Source organism: Lysinibacillus sp. NPDC093712 (assembly GCF_050280025.1).
In the GTDB taxonomy this organism is placed as follows: Bacteria; Bacillota; Bacilli; order Bacillales_A; family Planococcaceae; genus Lysinibacillus.
The window spans coordinates 95,368-119,385 of record NZ_JBNNUU010000010.1 but is presented as its reverse complement, the minus strand read 5'-3'; the positions used below and the strand labels follow the sequence as shown (position 1 = coordinate 119,385).

At 33.7% G+C, this 24,018-nt stretch carries 26 protein-coding genes; all 26 read left to right on the top strand.

The genetic code is table 11. The annotated features are described in order from the left end of the window. The first annotated feature begins 123 nt into the window (after positions 1–123). The 26 genes from ACQKNX_RS23050 (at position 124) to ACQKNX_RS22925 (ending at position 24,004) form a co-directional block, all read left to right on the top strand. A complete protein-coding gene (locus tag ACQKNX_RS23050; RefSeq protein WP_427430885.1) occupies positions 124–1,245 on the top strand; it encodes a hypothetical protein in 1,122 nt (373 codons plus the stop codon). Positions 1,246–1,461: 216 nt separating this feature from the next. Further along, the gene (locus ACQKNX_RS23045; RefSeq protein ID WP_427430884.1) at positions 1,462–1,668 is read left to right on the top strand and encodes a hypothetical protein; all 207 of its coding nucleotides are present in this window, start codon (positions 1,462–1,464) and stop codon (positions 1,666–1,668) included. A gap of 25 nt (positions 1,669–1,693) precedes the next feature. Further along, a complete protein-coding gene (locus tag ACQKNX_RS23040) occupies positions 1,694–1,972 on the top strand; it encodes a hypothetical protein (protein WP_427430882.1) in 279 nt (92 codons plus the stop codon). A gap of 16 nt (positions 1,973–1,988) precedes the next feature. Further along, positions 1,989–3,893, top strand: coding sequence for an LPD1 domain-containing protein (locus tag ACQKNX_RS23035; RefSeq protein ID WP_427430881.1), 1,905 nt, complete (start codon positions 1,989–1,991; stop codon positions 3,891–3,893). A gap of 286 nt (positions 3,894–4,179) precedes the next feature. After that, the gene (locus tag ACQKNX_RS23030) at positions 4,180–5,049 is read left to right on the top strand and encodes an ArdC-like ssDNA-binding domain-containing protein (RefSeq protein WP_427430880.1); all 870 of its coding nucleotides are present in this window, start codon (positions 4,180–4,182) and stop codon (positions 5,047–5,049) included. 89 nt (positions 5,050–5,138) lie between these two features. After that, a complete protein-coding gene (locus tag ACQKNX_RS23025) occupies positions 5,139–8,345 on the top strand; it encodes a helicase-related protein (protein WP_427430879.1) in 3,207 nt (1,068 codons plus the stop codon). A 37-nt stretch (positions 8,346–8,382) separates the two neighbouring features. Then, complete coding sequence (locus tag ACQKNX_RS23020) at positions 8,383–9,222, top strand: hypothetical protein (protein ID WP_427430878.1); 840 nt, start codon at positions 8,383–8,385, stop codon at positions 9,220–9,222. Between the two features lie 461 nt (positions 9,223–9,683). Next, on the top strand, positions 9,684–10,415 hold the full coding sequence (locus ACQKNX_RS23015; protein ID WP_427430877.1) for a hypothetical protein: 732 nt from the start codon (positions 9,684–9,686) through the stop codon (positions 10,413–10,415). A gap of 15 nt (positions 10,416–10,430) precedes the next feature. Further along, positions 10,431–10,976 carry a hypothetical protein gene (locus tag ACQKNX_RS23010; RefSeq protein ID WP_427430876.1) on the top strand — a complete coding sequence of 182 codons (546 nt, stop codon included), beginning with the start codon at positions 10,431–10,433 and terminating at the stop codon, positions 10,974–10,976. A gap of 174 nt (positions 10,977–11,150) precedes the next feature. After that, positions 11,151–11,543 (top strand): hypothetical protein, encoded by a 393-nt coding sequence (locus tag ACQKNX_RS23005; protein ID WP_427430875.1) that lies wholly within the window; start codon positions 11,151–11,153, stop codon positions 11,541–11,543. Between the two features lie 88 nt (positions 11,544–11,631). Continuing rightward, positions 11,632–11,940, top strand: coding sequence for a DUF2325 domain-containing protein (locus ACQKNX_RS23000; RefSeq protein WP_427430874.1), 309 nt, complete (start codon positions 11,632–11,634; stop codon positions 11,938–11,940). A gap of 15 nt (positions 11,941–11,955) precedes the next feature. Beyond that, positions 11,956–12,504: a metallophosphoesterase family protein gene (locus tag ACQKNX_RS22995; RefSeq protein WP_427430873.1), complete on the top strand. Its 549-nt coding sequence runs from the start codon at positions 11,956–11,958 to the stop codon at positions 12,502–12,504. A gap of 27 nt (positions 12,505–12,531) precedes the next feature. Beyond that, on the top strand, positions 12,532–14,829 hold the full coding sequence (locus ACQKNX_RS22990) for a DNA topoisomerase (protein WP_427430872.1): 2,298 nt from the start codon (positions 12,532–12,534) through the stop codon (positions 14,827–14,829). A gap of 18 nt (positions 14,830–14,847) precedes the next feature. Further along, positions 14,848–15,450, top strand: a complete 603-nt coding sequence (locus tag ACQKNX_RS22985) for a hypothetical protein (RefSeq protein WP_427430871.1) — start codon at positions 14,848–14,850, stop codon at positions 15,448–15,450. Positions 15,451–15,467: 17 nt separating this feature from the next. After that, positions 15,468–16,223 carry a hypothetical protein gene (locus ACQKNX_RS22980; RefSeq protein ID WP_427430870.1) on the top strand — a complete coding sequence of 252 codons (756 nt, stop codon included), beginning with the start codon at positions 15,468–15,470 and terminating at the stop codon, positions 16,221–16,223. Positions 16,224–16,251: 28 nt separating this feature from the next. Further along, complete coding sequence (locus tag ACQKNX_RS22975; RefSeq protein ID WP_427430869.1) at positions 16,252–16,767, top strand: hypothetical protein; 516 nt, start codon at positions 16,252–16,254, stop codon at positions 16,765–16,767. Continuing rightward, positions 16,676–17,506, top strand: a complete 831-nt coding sequence (locus tag ACQKNX_RS22970; protein WP_427430868.1) for a thermonuclease family protein — start codon at positions 16,676–16,678, stop codon at positions 17,504–17,506. The genes ACQKNX_RS22975 and ACQKNX_RS22970 overlap by 92 nt, the downstream gene beginning before the upstream one ends. 281 nt (positions 17,507–17,787) lie before the next feature. After that, complete coding sequence (locus ACQKNX_RS22965; RefSeq protein ID WP_427430867.1) at positions 17,788–17,982, top strand: transcriptional regulator; 195 nt, start codon at positions 17,788–17,790, stop codon at positions 17,980–17,982. Then, positions 17,979–19,238, top strand: coding sequence for a DNA polymerase thumb domain-containing protein (locus ACQKNX_RS22960; RefSeq protein WP_427430866.1), 1,260 nt, complete (start codon positions 17,979–17,981; stop codon positions 19,236–19,238). Before ACQKNX_RS22965 ends, ACQKNX_RS22960 begins: the two co-directional genes overlap by 4 nt. A 10-nt stretch (positions 19,239–19,248) precedes the next feature. Beyond that, positions 19,249–19,590: a YolD-like family protein gene (locus tag ACQKNX_RS22955; protein WP_427430865.1), complete on the top strand. Its 342-nt coding sequence runs from the start codon at positions 19,249–19,251 to the stop codon at positions 19,588–19,590. Beyond that, entirely contained in the window at positions 19,583–19,936 is a 354-nt protein-coding gene (locus ACQKNX_RS22950; protein ID WP_427430864.1) for an aconitate hydratase, read from the top strand. The genes ACQKNX_RS22955 and ACQKNX_RS22950 overlap by 8 nt, the downstream gene beginning before the upstream one ends. A gap of 75 nt (positions 19,937–20,011) precedes the next feature. Continuing rightward, entirely contained in the window at positions 20,012–20,914 is a 903-nt protein-coding gene (locus ACQKNX_RS22945; RefSeq protein WP_427430863.1) for a DNA ligase, read from the top strand. Between the two features lie 349 nt (positions 20,915–21,263). Beyond that, positions 21,264–21,989, top strand: a complete 726-nt coding sequence (locus ACQKNX_RS22940; protein ID WP_427430862.1) for a hypothetical protein — start codon at positions 21,264–21,266, stop codon at positions 21,987–21,989. A 227-nt stretch (positions 21,990–22,216) separates the two neighbouring features. Then, positions 22,217–22,723, top strand: a complete 507-nt coding sequence (locus ACQKNX_RS22935; RefSeq protein WP_427430860.1) for a hypothetical protein — start codon at positions 22,217–22,219, stop codon at positions 22,721–22,723. 118 nt (positions 22,724–22,841) lie between these two features. Beyond that, a complete protein-coding gene (locus tag ACQKNX_RS22930; RefSeq protein ID WP_427430859.1) occupies positions 22,842–23,192 on the top strand; it encodes a hypothetical protein in 351 nt (116 codons plus the stop codon). Between the two features lie 449 nt (positions 23,193–23,641). After that, positions 23,642–24,004 (top strand): hypothetical protein, encoded by a 363-nt coding sequence (locus tag ACQKNX_RS22925; protein WP_427430858.1) that lies wholly within the window; start codon positions 23,642–23,644, stop codon positions 24,002–24,004. The last annotated feature ends 14 nt before the right edge of the window (positions 24,005–24,018 follow it).

Here is a 24,018-nt window from a genome sequence, read left to right as displayed (position 1 = left end):
GTCCCAGCCTCTTTTTATTATCCTTAGAAATGGTATATTTTTGTATGAATGAATTTCCTAAAAGTTCTCAATTATGTAAAAGAGATAGGGATATTAAAAGTAAAAAGAAAAGAGGAACGATTTATGACGAAAACTAATAGCTTTATTGAGCAATATTCTAAAAACTTTATAAAAAACCATACTTTTTTGGATGTATCCGATATAGTAGAGTATCGCAAAGACCAATATACAGCTGAAGAAATAGAAAGAGCAATGAAATTAGCAGGTGGAAAGACGGACTTTAAAAAGATGAATGAAGAATTTATAAAAACGGTTATACGTCCCTTTATTGAGACGTTACCTGAAAAAGAAAAAATGGTATTAAAAGATGTTCAGATCGAAGTGCTTCCAACATTTGAGATAAATGCATCTGCTGTTAAGGGACCGGATGGAAAATATGTAGTAGTACTACATCATCAATTATTATCTGCTTTAAGTAATTACAACGAAGCTCAGTTTTTATCTGGACTCTTAATGAGTTCAGGAACTGAAAAACAATTAAAACAAGGTTTTGAACTTTTAATAGATGCCAATAAAGAAATAATGAAATGTTATAAGTATAAAAAATATTTACCGACATTTTCTCGATTACCTGCAATTCTACCAAGAGATTTTTATCTTAAGTCTTTGGAAAAAACGCTAATTCAAGAGTTATTCTTGGTTGCACACGAGTATGCACATATCTATTTAGGACATCTTTCGGAGACAGAGAAAGGACCTTCAAACGTGCAAGATGATAAATTTCAAGCTGAACAGAATGTTAAGAGACAAAGGCAAGAGTTAGAAGCCGATGCCCTAGCTTTAAAGTGGATAATAAATGCCTTTAAAAAAGAAAAACATACTCTAATTTTTGGTATACCAAATCAAGAAGCAATTTTTTATGCTGCAGAGGTATTTATGTTTTTACATATAATAGAGGTTAATACTAATGGCTATCCTGAAATCACTAAGAATTCATCCTTAAATAATCCATTAACAACTCCTGAAGTATTAAAACGGCTACTAGATTTATCATTACAACTAGACCAAATAAAAAGTGGACAATTAGCTGATTCCAAACGTAAGCATCCTCTTGCATCAATAAGATTGTTGAGTGTTATTGCAGTAACACAAGAACTATTAGAAAAGAGTGAAGGTTCTCGTATTATGGACATGTTAAAAGATATGGTATTTTATGAAACGTTTCTAATTAAAGAAGAATTTTGACACTTTTATTAATGATTTTTTTTACAATATCAGTTATAATTTAATCATAACATTTTATTTTTTTATTTTGCATGCGAACAGCTATGCAACGCAACTACTACTACAAAACCTTTGAGGTTGAATCTTTATAGGACACTTGTGCCTATTTTACGATTCCTCAAAGGTTTTTTTGCGTTTAAAGATAAAAAGTTAAATCTTTGAGGACAGGTGATATGTATGACAATACAGCAATTAGAAGGACGCTTAAATGCGAAGAAAGACGAATTTTTACCAATGTTAAAAGTTGAGGGATTCTATATTGATTTTTGTGAAACGAAAGGTTACATCTACGAAATCTTTAAACCACTATTCAATGTGCTACATCGAATACGTTTGTCTATAAAAAATGGCCGTATAGTTGTTCATACTTTAGTGAAGCTTTAACACAAAAATCAGGAGGAATGAACTTATGATCGTACCTACAATTACAACAGAAGAAATAGCACTATATATACAAAATGTATGGTTTAAACTATCCGACCCAGGAGACACAGAAACATTAAAACAAATTTTTGAATTGCAGATGCAACTATATAGTAAATACAAAATTCTACCTTCAGCAATAAAGACTTTGTTTGAAGAAGAAAGAGAGAAGGGTTATCCAAAATGCGAAAAGGATTTACTAAATCGTCTATTCAATTTAGAAAATCACTTGCAATCAATTTATGCAGAGCAGTATGGGAATTAACAGAGGAGGTCAAAATATGTCACAACAATTAGATTTATTTATGAGTGTTGAAGAAGATATAGTTAGAAAGGGAACAACTACATTTCCTATGTACAAACCAATGGGTGCCACATTAGATTTAACTAAAGTCTTAGATGTCCGTACTCAGGTTCAAAAGAAGAGAAAAGTTTCTTTTGATGTTGGAGCAAAAATAGGAGGAGCACCTAAAGATTTAGAAGAAAAAAGAAATCTATTTAAACTAAGCCCAAATGTAGGGTTATTAGAAGAAATAGCGGCTGAGGATGAGGTTATTGCTGATGGATTAGCTAAGAAAACTAACATATTTAATTGGTTTTCATTAGATAAATGTCAAGAAAATGGCGTTGATATTCATGCTGCATATGGAATGTCACTTCTAATTCGTCGCGTACCATCAGACTGTAGTAAGTTGTCGATGAATCGTCGACAATATATAAATTTACTTATAAAAATTTCAGAAACGTTAAAAGATGTTCGAACTATCGAGCATCTTTTTCTTTTCCTTAGTAGAATGCAAACTCTAATTTCAACAGATAGGTTGTATCATTACACAATAAGGAAATTAGAGACGCTAAAAGGGGAATTGGAAAAGCTATCAGCTGAACCAATAAAGAACGAAGTAGAAATTAAGAAGCTTTCATTGGACCAACAGCATTTATTAGGCTGCTTGAACGTCTATGACTTAGGAACTTCAATTAAATTCAATGAATTAAAGTCTATTGTTGATTTATTAACTTCACAGAACAAACTAAGAGAATTTAATAAATCTATAAAAAAATATGCTACTTGGGAGCAGTACAATAAAGAAAATAAACTAGAAAATAAGGCTAATGTTAAAAAAGGAAGCTCAAAGCCTGTTTGGGAACGTAAGCTACCGAGCCACCCCCGCCGTACTAGTGACATTTTCACACCAGAAATGAATGTCCCAGCTATGTTCAAAGAGTACTTTGGATTTAGAGCAATAGAGTTTGGCAATTGGGTTGAGGATAGTATAGGTGAAGCTCATTTAAATAATGCAGCCAAGGCATTTACAGATTTGGCTGAGCTGTTAGCTGTTACAAATGACAAGATAAGTTTAGGTAGAGAATTAGCCATTGCATTCGGTGCACGTGGTAAAGGGAGAGCTTTAGGACATTATGAATCAGGTTACAATGTAATAAATCTCACTAAAGAACGTGGATCGTTGGGAATCTTAGCGCATGAATGGTTCCATGCATTTGATTGTTATCTTAAGAAAAAATTTGCTCCAGAATACGGTGGTTTATTAACTGCAGGTGCCGAAGTTTTCATGTTACCAACAGAAATATTTATGGCATATCATCAGTTAATGGATAGCATTAAAATGGGGACCTCAACTGCTTATATAGATGTTAAGGGCTTTAAAGGTAGCTATCGCCTAACTAGCAAGTTTATAAGCCAGTATGAGAAACACATGGGAAATCTACATGAAACAATGGATAGCTTAATGAGAGAGTTTGATGAACAAGTAAAACGACATTTAATAATTACAGAATCTGAAAAGGGTCGTCAAGCGATTGAAGAAAAGTATCTAAAGAAGCGCAAAAAAACTTTGCGTACAAATGCAGAGGCCCTGTCTCAGCTACACAAAGAAAGAACGGGACAAGAAGAATATCATATTCCGTATACTTCAAATCAGACACAATTTTATCGTAATGCTATTGACCTTGATAGAGGGAAAGAAGGTAAATACTATTCAAGTAATGTCGAACTTTGTGCTAGATCATTTGAAAGTTTTATCTTTACACTTTTGAATGAAAGGAACTGGAGAAGTGATTACCTAGTATCTGGTATCGATGAAGAAGCATTCCCAAAAGGAGAGGAGAAAGAAAAAATACAAGAAGCAGTCGGTTGCTTTATCCAAGCAACTGTACCTTACCTTTAAAGGCAAGGAACTCACCTTAGACTTATTGTTGAGGTGAGTTTTTTTATTTATCTTCAATTCTTAATAGTTTTTTTTATATAGATTTGGTATAGTAAAAATATACACTTTTTCTTTTATTATTTTTGTAGCAACACAACCGTGTGCTATGTTGAAATTACTTATTATCAGCCTATGTGGTTGAATCGAGAACGGGATAACTATGTCCTTTTCTAAAACCGATTCTTCCACATGGGCTTTTTTGTGTTTTCCTGAAAAGTGTAAATACTAGTGGGAGTGAGGAAAAAATATGGTTTACAAACGTAAAACAGAAGAAGAAAGACAAAAAGAAGTAGAGGTTTTATCTTCAATTCTTGAAGAAGGTGTTATGAATGCCACGATGAATCCAGAGCGTTTCAAGGCTTTGTTAGAAATGGCAGCTATTTTCCCTAAGTATAGTTTTAGAAATGTAGCGCTAATTCATAATCAAATGCCGAAAGCTACATACGTAGCATCATTCAAAAAGTTCCGTGAGTTAGGCAGAAATGTCATTAAGGGGCAAAAATCTATTAGAATTTTAGCACCTCGTATTGCAAACGTGAAGAATGATGAGACCGGAGAAGAAGAACGAAAGATCATAGGGTTCCTTAGTGTTCCTGTATTTGATTTTAGCCAAACTGAAGGAAAACCACTTCCTTTAGAAAAGTACAAGTTAAAATTAGATGGGAATAGTAATGAATCAGAGAACATTATTGAAGCGGTAAAATTCATTGCTGAGCAAGACGAATGTCATTTTAGTATGAGCTACGTACCTGGTACAACATGTGGTTATTATTCACCTGTTGAACACAGAATCGTCGTGTCAGATAGCCTAAGCGGAAATCATAAAGCAAAGACAGCAGTACATGAACTGGTTCATAGTAAAGTACATCGTAAAAATAATGAAACAAAAGAGGAACAAGAGAGTGTAGCTGAGGGAGCGGCATTTATTGTCTGTTCATATTTCGGTCTTGATACTTCGAGTTATTCATTTGAATATATTCGGGTTTGGTCTAAAGAAACTGAAAGCATACTCAAGTATTGTGAGCAAATTCACGAAATTGCAAGTACACTTATTTCTGAATTTGAAACTTACTTTGAGATGAATGAATCTTTAGAGATCAACTTAGCTATAGCCTAACAATAAAAAGAAATTAGAGAACAGTCACAACACCGTTATTGATTTGGAAGGTGCTTCGTGAGTGTTTTTTTGTATTTAGGAGGTTCAACATGACAGCAAATACAGAAGTGAAAACAGATATAAGACCAGAAAACGTAGAAAATCCAAAGATGATTCAAGTTATTAATGAACGGGTTTGGAATGAAGCATTTTGCTATGCAATGGTCTTTGAAAAAAATAAAAACAAGCGTGCCTATGATGCTGAAGGAAAGTTGCTTATGACTATCATCAGTGGAGCTGATACTACACTCCAGGCAATAAAAGCAGCTATAGATATGGGAGTAGAAATAAAATTTGGATTTGGCGAAAAAGGGCTATCTAATTATGAATTTAAAAAAGAATTAAACCTTTCTTGCGAAAAAGGAAAATATGACAAGTTTCATATGAGCCTTAATAAAAACCGAAAGGCTGTAGCAATTGTTCATGAGGATATTATCTCCGCTGGTAAGTATGTATTATCTTTTGAAGGTAACCCTGCAGAAGATATAGCTAATCTTTTAGGTGGGTCAAAATACGGTTTAAATATTCTTCCTGAATGGCAGGATACCGTTTTTAACCAATTGATTGAAGAAAAATATCTAATAGAACATGACCTCTACTATGATTCAGGGTTATTACAATTAAAAATGTATTCCTTGGATTTAGATGAAGAACAAGCTGATCGGTTTATATCTGATTTAGTTCAGAAGGGCATGCTTCCTTTTCCAAATTCAGAGGTAATTTTAGACGATAAAGAAGAGATAACACCAATAAATGAAATTACAGACCTTACCTCTTATTTACTTAATTATAATCAGGCAATGGCAGAGAAGATGAACAAAGTGTTGGTACCTTCTTACAATCCATTGGAGGAAAATTCATTGGCACATTACGACTCGTATAAGCGAGAATTATTTCCTGTACAAGCACATACTGCTTCTGCGATTTCTAAAAGGTTAGTTAATCACCTATTAATTAATCAAAAGGGAGTCGTTTTACAAGGTGAAATGTCTACTGGAAAAAGTGCGATGATGACGGCAATAGCGGATGGTTACAGTGTTCTAGGAATGAAAAAAGGATACTTTGCCATGTTAACTTGTCCTCCATCTTTAACAAAGAAATGGCCAGAAGAAATTAGAATGCTTATTCCACATGCTGAAATTCATGTAATCACAAAAACTGAGCATCTAATTAGATGGCATTCAGAATGGACACGGGCAGGTCGTAAAAAACCAATGGTTCCAACTTTTTTCATCATATCGTTTACTACCTTGAGAAACGATGCAGCTATTAGACCCGCAGTGGAGTTCAAAACACTAAGAATGACTGGAAGTAAAGGTTTACACAACGCTGATAAATCAGGAATTTATTGTTCGAAATGTGGTAGACCTCACCAAACCATTGATAGCACTACGGTGATAGAAAAGGAAGGTAAGCAAGAGAAAGTTTATGAGACACATAATATGACGGAAGATGAATTCGGATCTAGTCGTCGTATTAATTCTAGTGTCAATCCTGCAAACGCCTTTTGCTTTTATTGCGGAGAGTCTTTATGGACCAAAATGATAAAACGTAGATATTCTCGCTTTTCCGAATGGGCTGAACATGAAAAGAAATTAATTGAAGCCGTAAAAACTGGTGATCAATATATGTACCAGTTTCTACAGGAAAATCAATCTGATTTATCTTCATCCACTTCAATGCCCCGTCGTGTAGCAACAATCGAGTATATACGTAGAAAAATGTCGGGTTTTATAGACATTGCACTTATTGATGAAGTCCATCAATTGAAGGGAAGTAACTCAGCACAAGGCAATGCTTTAGGATCCTTAGTAGCTGCTTCAAAAAAATTCATTGCTGGAACAGGCACTTTGTTTGGTGGTAAGGCAGAAGATATTTATTATCTCTGGTGGCGCTTATTTCCGCAGGACATGGTCAATAGCGGTTATGAATTTAATGAAGTTACTAGGTTTAATGAAGAGTTTGGAAACATTGAGGAAACGATTTATGAGCCAAAAGAGACTACGGAATATAGTAATAAAAACAGTCGCGGTGGAACACGGACATCAAGGAAAAAAGTTATACCAGGTATCTCTTCATTTATTTATGGAAAATACATGGTTAACAATGTTGTCAACGTTCGATTAAAGGATGTATGGCCCGATCCAGTTGAGTTGGTAGATACTCCAACAATTTTCGTAGATATGACTCCAGAAATGAAACAACACTATCAATCGATGATAGGTACATTCGAGAGGCAAATAGACAGTAGAGATGATGGTTTTAAACTCTATACGCAAATGTTGGATTATGGTATCGGATACCCAGATAATCCTTTTAAATTCCCTGATGCATTATACAAAAACGAAAAAGGCGAACGTGAATTAATATGGAGTGCTACACATATATCGCCAGCACAAACAACACCTAAAGAAGCGAAACTGCAAGAAATTATTCAAGGAGAAATGGCAGAGAAACGCCCTTGTATTGTCTATGTACGTGATACAGGATCAACTGTTGCTTCAAGAGATGTTAGACCTCGGTTAAAAGAGAAACTTGAGGAGATTGGCGCTAAGGTCTGTATTTTAGACACATCTACAACAAAAACAAACTTACGCAGTGAATGGCTAAAGGAAAAAATAGAGAGTGAAGGGTATGACGTTTGTATAGTCTCTCAAAAGCTTGTTGAAGTTGGACTCGATTTATTATGTACACCTACATTGATTTATTATCAGTTCTCTTGGTCATTGTACACAATCAACCAAAGTGCAAGACGAGCTTGGCGTATTGGTCAAAAGAGAGAGTGTCGGTTATTTTATCTAGCTTATAACGATTGTTATCAGAGTTACATGGCTGAAATCATAGCAAGGAAAAATGCTGCGACTGCTGCAATAAATGGTGAATTATCGAGTGATGGAATTTCCGCTATGCTTGGCGATGACGGTGATTTACAAGCAATGTTAATACAGTCCGTTAAGAAAGGTAATATCACCATGAAAGGTTCTGCAGAAGAGTGGATTGCAAAAGCTTCTGATAGAGCACGTGAATTACTGGCCAATATAGGAAAAACTAAAACGCCTGAACTTGATAACGAGGACAAAAGAAACGTTATAACAGTCACAAAAGAAGTATCGCAAAATCAAAGAAATAATGATGAGATTATTGATTTATTTACTGTAGCTGAGCTATGCGAGGAAAACACCCAAAGCAATAAGAAAGGGCGTAAAAAGGCAACAGTAAATGAAGGTCAATTAGTATTTGATTTATTTGCAATGTAATTGTAGCAATTTAACACAATTAGGAGGAGAGGAATACATGTTATTAATTTTGTCACTATTAGTTATAGTTTTGTCTAGCTTATATGCTGGAGCAAAAAGAAAAGCTCGTATTTTAACAAATAAAAATGAAGAGTTAACGAATATAGTTCATCTCGAAACATGGGGAGTACCTTCAAATTTATATTCAGGAATCTATAATAGACAATCCGGAGAATCAAAGGAGGACGTGATTACGATGGTTGAAAAACAAGGCTCTGTATATGTTGAGGACTGTATGGACGATGCAGCACTAGCTTTTTTAAATTCTCTTGAAGTGACTGCATCGAATATCGAAGAATCGAATGAAATCAATGAATACGAAGAAGCGATGGAATTATACTACACAAATGAAAAATTTAACGAAGCGGAAGAACAGTTCTTTGAAGCGGTTCGTGGAAATTTGGATACAGTAATTTATGAAAATAAAATCGAAATGAGTGAAGATATTTTATTATCTGCAGATGATTGGGAACTTCCAGTAAAGGAACATGAAATACCTTTAAAATATCGCGATTTAGCAGAACATAGTATTTCGAACGAGGTTTTTGGATTACAAACTTGGGTTTGTAAAATAATCGGAATGGAGGAGTTCTTTTTACACATTACAGATAATTCAGCACAAACATGGTTAAATGCTGAGATTTATAAAGGCTACAAACAATTTAATGTGGATGACATTATCTTTGTGGAAATATGCCGCAATAAGGATAATACAGTCACATTGCAGTCAATTAATTGTTTGGAGAGAGGTTCTTCGAGCGATGATTGGAAAAAAGACCAATTAATTCAAATTAACCATATTGAAAATAATGAAAAACGGGATTATATGGCTATTTGAATGATAAAAGCTTCCTAACATTAATAGTTAGGAGCTTTCCTCAAAATTCAAAATTTAATATTTTTTATAAAATAATTAGGATAAAAACCATTTTATTTTACATAAAATGTTATATTGTTAGTATTTTAGTTTGGATTTTGATGAAAGTTTGTAATTATATTGTCGAATTTGGCAAATTTTAATGTATGATAGTAATGTAAATTATACATTGGAAGATAATACAACTTATATATGTATATTTTATATCCACATATAAGCTTTTTCTAGGTGATAAACCCTATTTTCAAGGATATTCCAATAGTCCAATTGACTAATAGAATAATCATAATTGACTAATAGTTACATAATTATTTCTATTTACCCTAAATATACTCACCTAAATAAAAATGCATTTATCCATCCAATTTGCCATTCGACATTAGATTCGAAATAAATATGAAGTAAAAAATGGAGGTCTTCGAATGTTTGAACAAACGGATTTAGCAAAGAATATAACTAAAAATAATCAACTGCCAACTAATATTAAGCTCATTTCCCAACTAGTACAAGATGATGTACGGATTCAATTTAGAAATGAGGGCAGTGACTACTCAAAACACAGACCATTTATGTTAACACCTTCTTATGTGGATCAACTTTCACATCAAATTCGCGATTTAGTGAATAATGAACTATTTGGTATAAGAGCACTAATAAAGGATGTAATCAAATCTAAAAAAGGAATCAATTCTTCTACTGTCAAGCTAAATCAGGCACAGGTTATAGTAGATGCAGCTGTTACATCTTCTTTAACTAGTGATAGTTTAATAGGAGAAAAGATTATGGTAGAAATAAAAATCCCATTCAATAAATGCGGAAGTTTTAAAGATTTTTTCCATCCAGTATCACAGTTGTTTATTCCAATTGCTGAATTTGTACAACATTTTGAAATTAAAGCTAGTAATTTTCAACTCTATCATCTACATGCATTTTTGACATTTTCTAAAGAGGAAATACTTTATGTTTGTCAAAATCCAATTGAACCTTGTAAAAAGACAAAAGAAGAATGGACATCTTTTCTTTTAAAGTTATACGAGCAAACACTTAGTAGTCATACAATCACATTTGAAGTAGACTGTATGGACGGGAAGTTGGTACTTGCTAATTCGCTGATCAGCCTCCCGGCCATTTCGTTTGAAAAATTAATACTTTAGGAAATGAGGAATTAAATGAAGATGCTTTTACTAAATATTCTCCCTCAACCTCCAACTGGAAATTTCGATGAAAATAATATGTTAATACCAGATGAGAATAGTCTTGATGGACTTTACAGTAATCTCACAGAATTAGGGGCAAAAGGAACCGAAAAAGTATTCTCATGGGGAATTAGTGCAATCACCATCTTATTTTTATGTGCTGTAATTATGATGATTATGGCAATTCTTTTTAGAAATGGACAATGGCAAAAGTTTGCTCAAACGACTATGTTATGGTCGTTTTTAAGTATGATTGCAATACGAGCCATCCCTATTGTTGTGTTATCTTTCAGAAGTGAATTAGATGTAGATGATGCATTTTCTACTGCACTCATTGCAATTTCTCAAATCACAATATTTATTGGTTTAACCGCTTTGATGTTAAGTTTGCTATTCCGTTTTGCATACAAACTAATTGAACATCCTGAATATCATAGATGGTCAAAAAATACTTTAAACATTTCTATAATGATGATATTTTTTGCTCTTATAGGACCATATATTTTCGCTATGATGTAGAATGAACCTTATATTGCATGCTCTAAAGATGAGATGATATAATAAACAAATAACTACTATTATTGTAATAGGAAAAGATTGAATATAAATAAAAGGGAACACCCCTCTAATTTAAACATAGCAAAATTGCTGTGTTTGTTTAGAGGGGTGTTTTTTTTATTAGGAGGGATTTATTTGGAACAGATATATCTGATTTCTGCTACTGCAAAGGAGACAGAAAATTGGAGCAAATTAATAGAGCTAGCCGGGAATGCTAACATTCAAGTGCTTGATTTTACTCAGAATACAAAAATAGATAACTTAAAAGCTATTTCAACAGGGATAGCTTGGGTTGTAGGTTCAGGAATGCAACCTGACTTACTAGATAGAATTGTAAAGCATTGCCAAGGACATTCCATACCGGTAGTTTGTACCGATTGCTCGCATATACGAAATTACAGTGTTCAATACTTAATTTCAATGGGCGTGAAAGCGATTGTCAATTTGCATTTTTCAGTGCTTCGTATCAAAGAAGTAATGGATATTGTGTATGGCGGTGGAATTTACATGCAAAACTTCAAAAATTAAATATGAACTAATGTTATAAAATGTGTTTTACATTTTACCTTTAATGTTATATAATTTGAACAAATAACAATATATGGAGGTAATTTATATGAAAAACAAACCAACTATCACTATTATTGGAGGCAGCCAAGAAGGGACATTTAAAAAAATCGGTGAAAAAAAAGGGTGTAATATTCTATTTCATAATGGAAAAGACCGGAAAGGTACAGGGGTAATCTTACCATTAGTGAAAAAAAGTGATTGTGTTGTAATTCTACAAGGCGCATGTTGTCACCCAACTATGTTTAAAGTAAAAGAACTCTGTAAGGAATTAAATATTAAAATTATTTATCAAAATGGCTTCGGAGCGAGTGCTGCAATTACAAATGGGCTTGCGGAATTAAAGAAAATTGCTTGAAGAGAGGTGAATTTTTTGAAGTTATTAGCGTTTTCCGATATTAGAACCACATTAGAAATACCTGAAGAGAACGTAGATTTAATAGTTCTATTAGGTAATATACCAAGCAAGATGATGAGTAAGATCTGTAGACAATATGAGAATACGCCAATTGTAGGTTTACTTAGTAAAAGGTGTTATCCAATGTTATACAAAGAGACAAGCATAGTGAATATCCATCACAAGTGTTTTGAATTTGGTGGGCTAAGGTTTGCAGGTTTTGGTGGAGAGCCAAAGGAATTTACTTATGAAAATGAAGAAAATGTTTACAATGATGAACAAGTAAACAACTTCATTAGCCAGCTTGGGAATAGTAATGTTGATGTTTTAATCACATATACAAATCCAGCATACGGAGATGTAAAAGGAGCATTAGCATCTGAAGGATATAAACCATATAGCAAATTAATCCTGGAGGGTCGTGTCAAAAACATAATACATGGAAGAATACGATCACCTTTTAAACGGAAACTTGCTAACGTGAATATAGAATCTGTTTATCCATATAGTTTGATTGAATTATAAAATGCTGAAGATTTGGAGTCGAAAAAAATGACTAGTAACTTACCTAATATGATAATCATTAGCGAAAAGAGAAGCCAGGCAATGGATTATTGTGCAGCTTTCAATGTTGCTACAACAACAGAACATTACGTAATACTTAAAGCCTGTAGTACCTTTGCATTTGGAGCTATAGTAACTTGGGCATCTGGTCATCTATTAGAATTAAGGGAAATATTTGAATATCCAGGTCAAGAACACTTAAAGAATTGGAGTTTAGATACTTTACCGCTTCGAATTGAAGGAAATCCATTATATAAGGTGAAAACCGGACAAGAAGCTCACTTTAATGCAGTTAAAAAAATTATCCGTCAAGTAGCCCTTCAGGGACCAGCAATAGATGGGAGCTTACCTGTTATTTGCTCTGCAGTTGATACAGACCGCGAAGGCGAACTAATATTTAGAAACCTTCTATATCACTGTCTAACCCCTAATGAGTTGGAAAATGTAGTTATTAAAAAGTTATGGATAAACTCACTTGAGAAAAGTGAAGTATTTAAAGGTTTTAATAATCTGCAGGAGGAGAGAAAAGCCTTAATGATGTATGAAGAGGCTAGAGCTCGATCAATTGCTGATTTTTTGGTTGGGATTAACGCTTCTAGACTGTATAGTAATTTAATTCAAAGAGAACTTACAACCAATCAAAAAGATATAAATTACAATTCGGTACTAGGAGGAAGTTTTACATTTGGAGTGGGGCGTGTACAATCTCCGACCCTTTTTTTGGCGTATAGAAGAGAACAAAGAATAAAGAATTTTGAACCTGAAAACTTCTACGAGTTATACGGTAATTTCATCTCTGAAAATGGAGTGCAGTATAAGGGAAAAGCAGCAATAAAGACAAATTCAATTAAAGAAATAAAAGAATTCTTAGATTCCTATTCTCTAACTGATACAAAGCAGTATGAGGGGACTATCAGCGATGTCTTGACAGAAGAAAAGAAAACGATGGCACCTACACTACATTCCTTAATGACTTTACAAACAAAAGCCAATCGTCTCTGGAAGTATTCACCTAAGAAGACTTTAACTATTGTGCAAGCATTATACGAAAAGTATAAGTTAGTCTCCTATCCGCGTACATCTTGTTCATTTATTACAGAGGCTGAGTTTGACTACTTATTAGGGCTTGTAGAGGGTTATAAAAAAGTTGTAGGGATATCATTCAAAAATGCTTATGAATCCCCTAGAAAGCGATTTGTGAATACAAAAATGGTAGCAGAGCACCACGGCCTAATTCCAACTAAAAAAGTGCCGACTAAAGAAGAACTCTCAAAATTAAAATCCGATGAATTGAACATTTACTTAGAAATAATTAGAACTACTTTGGGAATGTTTCACGACGATTATATTTACGAAAAAACTACTGTTAATACCAGTGTAAATTCATTACTTTTTAGAACTATTTCTAATAGAGAAATCAAAAAAGGGTTTAAAGAATTGTGGCCAGAAGTCCTTAAATCCGATGAAGAAGGAGAAGGAGCCCTAGAGGAAAACACTTTAAGTATCATCAATGGTCAACTAAGTAGAATTGAACGTAGCAAATGTGCGTGTGAAATACATGAAGGCACGACAAGCGCGCCTTCTGCCTATACGGAAGGTCAACTTCTGGAAGCAATGAAGACATGCGGAAATTTGGTTGATGATGAAGAAAGTGCGAAAATCTTAAAAGACGTAAAAGGCATTGGAACCGAAGCAACCCGAGCAGATGCTTTAGAGGCATTAAAAGCTAATAATTTAATTGAAGTTACAAAGAACAAAGTAAAAGTAACACCCAAAGGACGAATACTTTGTTTAGCTCTAGAAGGTACTCTATTGTCAAGTCCACATATGACGGCAGAATGGGAAAGCTATTTAAAGTCAATTGGGGAAGGAAAAGCTTCCGCAACTACTTTTTTAAAACAAATAGACAATTTTATCTTGCATCTTATTACAAATGCTAAAGGAACATTTTCACAGCAAGTACTGACTCAATCCCTCATCATTGAAGCAAATCAAGCTATAGAAGATAGTACGTTTGGTATCTGTCCAAAATGTAGACAAGGGAAAGTTATAGATCGTGGAAATTTTGTATCGTGTACTCAATATAAAATCGGTTGTGATTTCTCTATTAGTAAAACAATTTCGAAAAAGAAATTATCAGAACCTCAACTGAAGAAGCTAGTTTCAAAAGGAAAAACATCAATCATCAAAGGTTTTGTATCAAAAAAAGATACTACATTTGATGCAGCATTAACACTTACTCCTGAGTTTAAAATCGTATTTGAATTCGCAGAGAAAAATAAATAATTGAAGGGAGGCATTTAAGTGGGGCTTATCAATGCAAGTAAGAAATCATCACTTCCGGCATCTTCCAAGATAAAAAACACAGCCAAATTCATCGTTATAACTGCTCTATTTAGTTTTGTTATTGCTGCCATAGCCTATATGTTCAACTCAACTAAAATTGAACATGCGCCTGCTAAAGAGTCAATACAATTAAATACTTCTCAATATAGCGAAGAACAGAAAGAAAGCATGCTATTCATAAAGTATGCTTTTGGTAAATTTCAAACGGATGTACGGCCTGCATATGAGGATTTATTATCTTACGGAAGGAATTATGTTGGCTTAACTAACAACCAATATAATACTTATTCAAATCTTCTCAATAACTATAGGAAAGATTTACTTCAATACGAAAATCACTATCCTGAGCAAGTATTAGCATTAAATGATGTTACTTCAAACATCTTAGTTTTTGCAGAAAAACTTCAAATTGAGAAAGATTGGTTCAAACATCTAGACTTAATCAACTCAATAAATAATGATATCTCTCAACTTAATACACCATTAATAAAATTACTTCATACTAACCAACTAGATTATCAAATTGTACAACAAAATGATTTAAATATTGTTAAATTTTAAAAGGAAGGATGAAAGGTATGAATATTAAAACGTTTTTTCAAGGAAAAAAAAATATCGATGTAGATACTCTACCTGAAGTTGCCATTACAGCACCTAGAAAGGCAATTGAAAGGTTAGAGGAGCATAGTACATCTGAAATACTCTCACGCCGCGAAGAAATACTAGCCGGCGCCTCTACATCATCAAAAACAGAATCAGAAATTCTTAAAATTGATAAAGAACCAATACCTGTAATGGTAAATGAGAAATTTCCAAATCGCCCACTAATTCTAGAAGAAAATGAAAGTTATACAAGGGATGGATTGGACTTATCTGAAGACGAAGTAATAACTTCTTCCCAACGTTTTGAATCAACAAATCATTTAATACGTTGGGACGAACCTAATCAAATTCTACAAACATTAAACTATTCAATACAAAGTGAACAACCACAATATTTATTAGAAGATCCACCTGAAGTTGTATATGAAGAAACATTATTAGAACCCGAAACTGATTTTGATCCATATGATGAGTGTGCATCTGAAACTGGTTATACAGAGGTTGAAGTTACTCTATTGGATGGTAAGCAATTAACATACCTCTTTAATATTGCAAAAACTAAATTTGAACAACAATGGCTTGATGAAATACACTCAGTCGGTACATTCACCGCAAAAGATATATACGGTAACCTGGTTACACTTTCACCGAAAGTTACAACCCATACCATTGTATTTAAAATAACTGAAGGCAACTTACCAGGACAAAATATAAATACATTGTTCACTTAGAATATCCAGTTTAGAAGGGACTAAAAATATGCTTTGTAAAATTGAACCCGTTATTATAACAAAAACTATTAGTAATACTGAATTATATCTTGGCGACATATTTACCGCAAAAACATTTTATACCGAAGAATTGAGCTGGGATGCTTTACAATATATTCGTACCGTTTCTTTTGAATTTCAATCCCCAGAAGAGGATGTTATTGCTAAGTGGTTCCATGAACTGATAAAGCAAATACCTGTCTATCTTTATTACCTTTCAGAGGAAAGTTTTAATTATTGCTTAGATCTGGTAATTAAGCATGAAACTCAATTCTTATTAAATGATGACTACCCCACGAGGGATTTTATATTAGAATCAATTACTCAAATTGCAGTTGATGAAGAAGAATTACTACCATTTGTTAATCATGTACGCAGTCAAATATTAAATTTTTCAACAAAGGAGTCAACGGATGCTAAAAACTTCAATACGCTTATTAGTAATTGTCCTGGCACTTCTAATGTTATCTGGTTGCCTAGAATCAGGAGAGAATCTCACCGATAAAGCAGCTGCAGAAGCGGAAGAACATGAGCAGAGTAGCATAACTAAACAATTAACGGATACAGCACTACAATTCATTGGGAACAAAGAATTACCTGAGATGAACTTGCAGGATGCATCCAATTTAATTACAATTTCCTCTGCATTTACCCATCTATCTGTAGATGACCTTAAGGTACTAACAAATCTTTTTGAAACTTCAGCATCCAATAATATTGCAGCTGGTGAAGTCTTATATAAAGCCACTTATCAAGACAACTATGATGGTGATACAATATCTTTCAGAATCGATGCTGCATATCAAATGAAAAAGACAAATGAAGATTTAAATAATAATTCAAACAATAGTTCATTAAAAGAAATTAATATGTCACAAACAGCTTTAAGTGGCAAAGAACACATAAAAGTACGTTCTCTATTGATAGACGCACCTGAAATTGTTAATAAAAAAACTGGACAAGTTGATGAATATGCAGTAGAGAGTAGAGAATTTATCAAACACGTTTTAGAAAACTCTAATACTATTTGGTTAAAACATGATATAGGAGCTAAACAAGATAAGTATGGCAGAGAATTAATGTATATATGGGCTGATCAGCATCTACTTAATGTCCTTCTATTAGAAGAAGGGCTCGCTAAGACTGCCTATATCAATGAACCAAACACAACATTACTCGAAGAATATAAACAAGCTGAAAAGCAAGCCAAAGAGAATAAAAAAGGGATATGGAGTAAGAAATAGAATTTATAGAAATGACAAATAATGAAATGAAAAACACACAGGAACTACCCGCTTCAAAAGGCTAATTAGATTGTGATTCATCGCCTCTAATTAGTGTTTGGAAGCGGGTCCTTTTTATATCTCCTATATAATTTAAACTAGACACCGAGATGGCCCGAATACGCTGTCTTAGTCTTTTTTGTTTCCATAATTTTTAACTTGCCAAAACACAAACACTTGTTCTAATATAGGAATATATATATATACAAACAAACGTTCTTTAGTAATAGGAGGAAATCACAATGAGGAAACAACTGATTAAAGCTATTATTTATGCCAAAACTGGTGCCGTAATAATAAAGCGTGTAAAAATCATTAAAGTTGTTGGTGATTTATTTCAAGCATTTTATTTTGCAATACAAGCTAAGCGTATCTTTTTAATCAGTATTGTTCTAGCTGTTATTCCTGTTTTTAGAAAAGGGCGTGGGGTTGTATGAACTACGAGGAAATGCCAAATCTCCCAATCCTATGTATCGATATGAAATGCTTTTACGCAAGTTGCGTTGCGATGTTACATGGGCTAGATGTTTTAAAAACTCCAGTTGCAGTAGTTGCAAACTTTGAACAACCAGGTAGCATAGTGCTTGCTGCATCCCCCTTAATGAAAGAGAAATTTAAAATCAAAACTGGAAGCCGCCGTTGGGAAATACCCAAACATCCTGACATTAGATTGTTTGAGCCAAAAATGAGCTTTTTTATTCAAATGTCCATGAATATAACAAAATTAATTTCAAATTATGTACCTTTGGATGCTATACATGTATATAGTGTCGACGAAAGCTTTGTAGATCTAACAGGTACAGAAAAGCTATGGGGTTCACCTGAAGAAACGGCAAAGGAAATTCAAAGAGCGATTTTAGACCAGTTTAATGTCCATAGTGCAGTAGGTATGGGACCGAACATGTTGATAGCTAAATTAGCATTAGATTTAGATGCAAAGAAAACCGGCTTTGCTAAATGGACGTATGAAGATATTCCAAAGAAATTATGGCCAGTACGTCCTCTTTCCGAAATGTGGGGAATCGGTAAACAGATGGAAGCCAACTTAAACGCTATGGGCATATTATCAGTCGGAGGACTGGCTAATACAGATTTAAAGGAATTAGAAAAGCGCTTTGGCATAATGGGGAATCAATTATATCATCATGCATGGGGAATTGACTTATCCAAATTAGGTGAACCATTAGTTAAAAATCCTTCACTTAGCTTTGGGAAGGGTCAGATGTTAATGAGAGACTACCATACACGAAAAGAAATCTCTGTTGTGCTCCTAGAAATGTGTGAGGATGTCATGAAGAGGACACGTGATGCAGGATTTGTCGGTCGTACAATTAGTATAGGACTTTCTTATAGCCGTAATGCTATGACCAAAGGCTTCCATCGCTCTAAAACGATTGCGGCACCTACAAATGAAACGATTGTGATGTATAAAACTTGTATTGAATTACTCGATGAACACTTTGCAGGAGAGCCAGCACGACAATTATCAGTTAGAATATCCAATCTAGAGAATGAGCATAGCATCCAACTGGATTTATTTGATGAACGAAAACCACAACGTCAGATCATTGGTCCTACTATGGATTCAATCCGTAATAGGTTTGGGGCTACCTCATTATTACGAGCAGTTTCTTATACAAAAGCAGGTACAGCAATTAATAGAGATCGCTTAGTTGGTGGTCATTTGGCATAGGAGTGATTTGATGATACAGAATAGAGGAAATATTAAATGGGGATCATTGATGTTACCAGAGCATCTAGAGTTGCTTAGAGAGTGTAAACAAACGGAGTATGTAGAACCTCCTAGAGAGCAGATGGATTGGGAATTAGAAGAAATGCAACAAACAATAGACCAAGCAATTAATCAGCAACTGGAGGTTAAATTAAATGTGTGGATGGAAGGTAAAATCACGCAGTGGACGGGCATAATAAAATCTATCAACTTTAATACAAATGAACTCATACTCGAAACTCTTATTAAAACCAAGCGCATTCCATTGCAACATGTACAATCAACACAACTGGAAGTTAATTATTATGATTAAAGCTGATGAGAGACAGTTACTACACAAATATTTGTTGTTAGAATTAGCTGTGAAATCATTGCAGGTTGATTATAAAAAAACAGAACAATTTAAAATGAAAATTGTATTCTTACCAATTATGGATACATTATTGAAGGAACTACGACAAGAGTATTTCAACCTTAAACGACAACTTACGCAGCTGCGTATTAAGGTAGTCGGATGGCAGCCTGTAGATGAATACTTTAGTGATGTACAAGTGGCCACAGTAGGGAATGATGTAATTCTACGCTATGCTAATCAAGCATTAAAATCACAGGTAGAAAAGCTAATTATTACCCACATAGATTTAAAAATGAAATTATAGTTACCACTCGTTCCTTGTTTTTCTTGTATTTTTGTCTTATCTGACATGAGATAATGAAAGTAGGGGGGATAGGTAATGTTATTTACTCCAATAAAACCAATGTTACTTCATATGGGTAACAATGATGAAATAAAAGATAATCCATACTTGGATAACTGGGATATCAAATGGAACGGTTGGCGTATCCTATTGCATAAACAAGGCGATAGAATTGAAGCTTACACTCGTCACGGAAACAATGTGACAGCAAAATTCCCCGAACTGCAAGATGCTAGACATTCAATCAAAGCACATACAGCAATCCTAGACTGTGAAGGTGTAGTTTTAAGAAACGGCATTTCGGTATTTGAGGATTTTGCTTATCGAGGAAGACTTACCAATAGAAGTAAAATCGACCAAGCTACCTTAACTCACCCATCTACCTTTATTACTTTTGACATTTTGGCAACTACCAAGCCTGTTATAAACCTACCGTTAATTGAACGTAAAGAGCGCCTATCATCGATTATTGAACCTTCGAATAGTTTGCTTGTTACACCATCCATAGTAGGTAATGGCAGCGATATTTTTCAGTTAACAAAAGAAAAAGGAATGGAAGGGATTGTTGGGAAGCGAGGCGACTCCACATACAAAACAAACCACAGATCAAAGGATTGGTTAAAATTTAAGCATTTTAAAGTAATGGATGTTGTTATTTTAGGTTATAAAGAAAGTCCGTTTACAATGCTAGTTGGCCAACGTTTAAGTAATGGACAATACAAGCCACTTGCAAACGTAGAGTTTGGATTTAAACCAGAAGAAAAAAATGCTTTTAGACAGATAGCTAAACAAATTACTACAAAAGTAGAACGCAATTTGATTTGGCTAGAGCCTATTTTAGAGTGCAAGGTACAATACTTAGAAAAGACTAATGCGGGATTGTTAAGAATTGTATCGTTTAAAGGTTTCAACTTCGACAAGATACCAAATGCAATATAATTTAACTTCCTAACTTCCTACTTACCACCAAATGATAAAAAATCCGTTTAACGCGTTAATTCATCTTCCAATATATTTAAATGAATGATAAAATTAGCTATGTAATAATTTTTTCTATTTTTTCGGACTCCAGTTTTAGTCTGAGTGTTTTCAACAACAATTAACAAGTCTTTGTGACTTATTTAACAGCTCTATTTGTGCTGTTTAATAATAAGTTACAAGGGCTTTTTTTGTTGTCTAAAAACAGCAATAAACACGTTTTTAAGAGTATCTTCACAGCATTAAATAATTGATAGCATCTACTTATTGCTATGAGAAAGTTAAAATTTTGAAATGGAGAGTGACTTATATGTCAACTGAAACAAAATCATCATTAACTGGGCAATTCCTTTATGGTTATGTCCCTGGGGAAGAACGAGTATGCATTAAAAATACAATAGAACAAATCGCAGCTTACATCATGGCAAATCGTTTTAAGGGTCAAGTAAAAATCGTCAACTTCTTAGATATTTTAGAGATTCAAACAATGGGCGAGTTTATAGATTTTTGCGACAACAAACGTTTCTTGCAAAATGAATTACTACCTGTTTTAGTGCCAATGCAAAAAGGCGAAGCAGAAGTAATCGAATTTGTACCTTTCATTGATGAAACCTACACACTAAAAAATGCACGTTTTGTCAATGAAGAAGGGAAACATGTATTAATTAATTTGAACTTCTCTGATGAATGCATTGAAGTAACATTGGTCAATGATGAAGTGTTCGACACAGAAGAAGAATTAATTGCAAAATACCCAGATTCCATTAGTCAAGAGCTAGCAGAACATGTAGTCAATGCAATACCATATGAACGTGACGAGTTTATTATTGAATACGCTGAAGAGTATTGCGACGAAGAAAATGCAAAAGATTTATTAGGCATTTCTGAGGAAGCATTCGAAAAATTATGGGGAACAGAAGAAGATAAATTTGAATCCTTTATAGCTGCAGTTACGGAAAAAGTGAATGAGATGACTGTCGATGAACTATTAGAGTTCACATTTAAACACAATTTGTACATTCGTGCGCAAAATTAGAAACTATACACTACTACAGATGTGTGTATAGGAGATTAATTATGCAGGAGTTTTCGCAATTAAATATTAATAAATTAAGAGTTAAAGGGTCTGTATAATACAGGCTTTTTTTAGATAAAAACAGCAATAAATACGCTATATGAGAGTATCTTCACACCTGTTAGTAACAGACAGCAACTACTTATTGCGTTGATGAAGTTCAAACCATGAAATGGAGAGTGTAAATTATGAGTATAAGAAAAACATATGAGTCAGAGGACAAGTTTACTGTCTTTGGAGTAGATCGCATAACAGGCGTGTTTCTACAAATTTTTCATGAAATTGAGAACATTAAATTAACCAACTGGTCAGAATTTGAACCCGTTAACCTTCGATTGACTTATGAAGCTATTCAAGAGGCAATTCATAAAGGGGATATCTTAGAATCGGAGTTTAGAGAGATTTGTAAAATTCCTCTAGGAGACTTTAACGTGTATTTCTCAGGAATTTTATTAACTGCGAATGTATCAAACGACTTCGAAATGCCTAAAGCACTCATGAAAAAGATTTATAGTGGTAAGGGGTTTCGGATTCGAACACTAGGTGACTATTACAGGATACTTAAACTATTTAGATATCCTGTTTCTTTTTCAAAAGTAACTTGGTATCCATACTGTAAACACTCAACAGGAGCCATTTATGAATTCATTAATGACACAGTAGCGCAGGATACAATATCTCAGATCTGTATTTAGAAGTAAATAAATGCATGTAAGAGCCCAGAGAGTCTGTTTAAACAGACTCTCTTTTTGTACAAATAACGAGAAACATTTGTAGGAGAATTTTAAAATAAGAGTAAAGGAATTGATGCAGATGAGTACAAATACTTTTTCAATATGCCAGGGAGACACTAAAGATTTCGTTAGCTTAATTACTGATTGTGAGATGATTCAACCTTTGGCCAAAGAAATATTAAATAACCATACATTTGCATGGGCTAATATTTTCACCAGAGCATTTGATTATACGGTAAAAGGTAACAGCATTTCGGTTAATACTTTTGCAACTTATATTGCAGACTGTACATTTGTTAAATTCTTAGATGTACTAAAACGAAATCACATTATCTTAGCAGTAGAAAAAGGTATGCTTGTATTTTTAGGCAAAGGGGATATAGAAGAAATTTTTCTAGATGAACTTTTCTCTATTAAATATTTTTCATAATTCATACAAAATGAGGTAATGGCTAAATGACAAACGAAGAAATATACAAAGAAATGATAGAAGTATCCCAGAGAATAAATGATCTTGATAAACAAAACAGACTGGACGAAAGAAATGAATTAGTCCCAAGATATAGAGAACTATAAAAAAAATACGACTTTGGCTTTTCACTACATGAAGTTGTTGAAACAACTGCATGGAGGTCTAGGTGGAGCGTAGCAAAGATCACAGAGTGCACAGACGACAATCGATTTCTTGTTTGTAATGAAAAAGGATGGGAATGTTATGTAAGCGGTACTATGATTAGGAAACTAGTTGCTCCCCAAAAAGAGCAGCATATTGAACAATTAAGTTTGTTTTAAATAGTATTTTGAAACATTACCGTCTGTAAGTTTTACACCAAAGCCAACAAGTAAATGATACACAAATCTAATTAGGAGTGACATCGAATGAATAAATGGAATAACTATGAAACGTTAGAACACCACAAAGGAATGATTTGGGTGGGGAAGCTAATTAAAACCGAGAATAAAGGAAACATATGCGTAAACCAAAATGGTGAATTTAGAGTAATAGCATATGTTTCTCCTGATATGCTAGAACATAAAGACTTAGATACAATGGTTGCTGAAGTAGTGACTGCAGAAGGAACTCAATACTTATTAGAAGAGGATGAAACAAAAATAACATGTTCTATTTGCGGTAATACTTATGATGAATTAATGGTAAACATCGTTGATTACCCAGATGATGTATGTTTAAAATGTGAAAGCCAATATCGCGAACGTGCCAAAGAATATTGTGAAGCATAAAATTAACACGTATA